Here is a 2,121-nt window from a genome sequence, read left to right on the forward strand (position 1 = left end):
TGTATTGCTCAAATCGCTCGCTCGCGCTCATCGCTCTTCATGAACTGTGCCAAGAAGTTTATAGTATGGCACATTTATGACACAGTAAGACTAGGCCCTACGGGCCAAACCCCGCCTCCAGCAGAGGGGGGTTGCAGCGTATGCGGTTGTAAACGACCCCCTTTTCTATTAACCTCCGGGCTAGGAGGAGTAATGGGGAGCGAATATGGCTCAGCAGGGGCAGCTTTTTGAAGATTCTGATTCGGGTGTCGACTCCGAGCTGACGGATCTCGCGCCTTCGCGCGACCAATGGCTGCGCGTACCAGCGCTTGCGTTTGAGATGTGGGTGCTGCATGTCGCGACCAGCGATGGACAGAGCGCCTATTCGGACCAAACCATTCGGCAGTACCGGTCGATGTTCAACGGGTTCATCCGGTATGTCGCCGAGCGGCACACGACGGTCCTTTCGGCCGGGCCGGCACTTGTGCATGACTTTCTGGTTTCCCTGCAGGGCCGCGATCCGAGCGAGCCTGGCGTAGCCGGCCAGAAGGCTAAGAGCATTCCGGCCCATCGATCGACGCTCAAGCGGCACTCCGACCTGATCGACGACGTGATGAACCACCTAGTCGCCCGTGGCTACCGCAAAGCGAACCCGGTACTCGAGGCCACGCAGATGCTGCGCGGCCGCCAAAACGCCACGCGAATTGTGTGCATGCCGACGGAGCTCGACGCGCGGCTGCAGACCTATCTCCTCGAAGAAATGGACGTGTCGACTTGGGCCGGCAGGCGCACTCGGGCGCTGCTGGCTTTGCTCGCCGGCGGCGGCGTCACAGCTTCACAGGCAGGTGAAGCTCGCCTTCACCAGTTCGTCTTCAATGACGCCGTGCCCTCATTCGACTGCACGCCGGAGAATGGGCAGGACGGCTACCGCGCGGCACTGGCGCCGTTTTGTGTCGAAGTGCTGCGGGAATGGGTAAATGAAAGAGAGCGGGGCGGTGGGCCGAGGAATGCCGAGCCGGACGTGGTGTTTCCCGGCAAGAACGGGGAAGCGCTATCGGGCGTAAGTGTGTACAAATCCGTGCGCGACGTGCTACGCACGATTGGCTTCCACGGCGACGACATGGGCCCGCGGGTTTTGCGCACGACTTACGCACGCCGGCAGCTGCTTGCCGGAGCGACGGTGGAGGAGGTGACAGCGCTTCTAGGCATTCAGAATACCCGCATGGTCGAACGCCTGGTGCGGATGACGCCAACCCGTACGGGTTACATACCGGTCTGATTGAAGGGCACTAGCCGCGTGTGTCGAAAAACGCGGAAAGCGCAGAAATCCCTTGAGAATATGCATCATCGTGGCAATATCGCGTCCAGTGCCGTGTGCATCCGCACTTCGCACCGCGCATTGGCACATCAACTTTCGAGACCACCAAGAACCCCAAAATGGTAACCAAAGCTAAGACGACGACTGCCAAGCCCGCTGTGAAGCCGGCCGCTAAGCCTGTGGCCAAGAAGGCAGCTGTGAAGACCGCAGCGAAGGCAGCACCGAAAGCCGCCGCCGCGGCACCGGTAGCCAAGCCGCTGAAGGATACGTTCAACAAGTCCAGCCTGCTGGCGCACCTGGTCGCACAAACCCAACTGGATGCCAAGACGGTGAAAACCGTGCTAGCCCATCTGGAAAACACGATCGTGAGCACGCTGCACAAGAAGGGCGCCGGCGAGTTTACACTGCCGGGTCTGCTGAAGGTGTCGGCGATCCAGGTTCCCGCCACGAAGAAGCGCTTCGGGAAAAACCCCTTTACTGGTCAAGAGCAGTGGTTCGCGGCCAAGCCAGCCTCGGTGAAGGTCAAGGTACGCGCCCTGAAGAAGCTCAAGGACGCAGCTGCCTAAGGCTTTAACCTGCTAAATAGACGGGGGCAACCACTGGCTGGTGTCCCCGTTTTTTGTTTGCAGGTGAAAGGATCTCGGGCACGCGGGATGCGTTCGCATTAAATGAAATGGCGGCAGGCCCTGGCTCTGCTCGATCCGACGGCGCACGGCAAGGGGGCTACACTCCAATCCACCCAAGATAAGGACATCAGCAAGCCTTATAGGCGGCATGTCGATGAGGTTTCTGGCGAGGCGGACGTGGTTTAGCGCGATCCGGTC

General features: G+C 60.1%; 2 protein-coding genes. Both read left to right on the top strand.

All coding sequences use genetic code 11. The features are described from left to right. The first annotated feature begins 205 nt into the window (after nt 1–205). Nucleotides 206–1,258, top strand: a complete 1,053-nt coding sequence (locus A3A5_RS0118765; protein ID WP_018312074.1) for a tyrosine-type recombinase/integrase — start codon at nt 206–208, stop codon at nt 1,256–1,258. A 158-nt stretch (nt 1,259–1,416) separates the two neighbouring features. Continuing rightward, on the top strand, nt 1,417–1,863 hold the full coding sequence (locus tag A3A5_RS0118770; protein ID WP_026200906.1) for an HU family DNA-binding protein: 447 nt from the start codon (nt 1,417–1,419) through the stop codon (nt 1,861–1,863). Nucleotides 1,864–2,121: the final 258 nt, after the last annotated feature.

The organism is Cupriavidus sp. UYPR2.512, from assembly GCF_000379565.1.
Classification (GTDB): domain Bacteria; phylum Pseudomonadota; class Gammaproteobacteria; order Burkholderiales; family Burkholderiaceae; genus Cupriavidus.

Excerpts from the sequence above, each read along its gene's own strand:
- A3A5_RS0118765 (WP_018312074.1), top strand. The coding sequence starts at position 206 with ATGGCTCAGCAGGGGCAGCTTTTTGAAGATTCTGATTCGGGTGTCGAC.
- A3A5_RS0118770 (WP_026200906.1), top strand. The coding sequence starts at position 1,417 with ATGGTAACCAAAGCTAAGACGACGACTGCCAAGCCCGCTGTGAAGCCG.